The organism is Streptomyces sp. BE303, from assembly GCF_036290945.1.
In the GTDB taxonomy this organism is placed as follows: Bacteria; Actinomycetota; Actinomycetes; order Streptomycetales; family Streptomycetaceae; genus Kitasatospora.
On the sequence record NZ_JAQYWZ010000209.1, the window covers coordinates 1 to 381 of the forward strand.

The 381-nt window shown below is 75.1% G+C and carries 1 pseudogene; it reads left to right on the forward strand.

Annotated features, from left to right (window positions below):
* A pseudogene (locus tag PUR56_RS01365) lies at positions 1-381 on the forward strand (hypothetical protein); the annotation flags it as partial.

A 381-nucleotide genomic window follows, 5' to 3' on the forward strand; every position in this document is an offset into this window, starting at 1 on the left:
CGTGGTGAGCGGTCTGGCCTTCCACGACCCGGTGCTTCCCGCCGTCTCGACGGTGACGGGCGAGGCCGTGACGCCCGGTCAGTGGTCGGACCCGGAGTACTGGGTCGACCAGGTCCGCCGCCCGGTCCGCTTCGCCGACGCCGTCACCGCCCTCGACGCGGACCGGGTCCTCGAACTCGGCCCCGACGGCGTCCTGACCGCGCTGATCGCCCGCGAGAGCGGCCCCGACACGGTCGCTGTCGCCGCCCTGCGCCGCGACCGCGACGAGGCCACCACGCTGCTCACCGCCGTCGCCGAATTGTTCGTCCACGGGCAGCCCGTCACCTGGCGGGTCCTCTTCGACGGCACCGGCGCCCGCCCGACCGACCTGCCCACCTACCC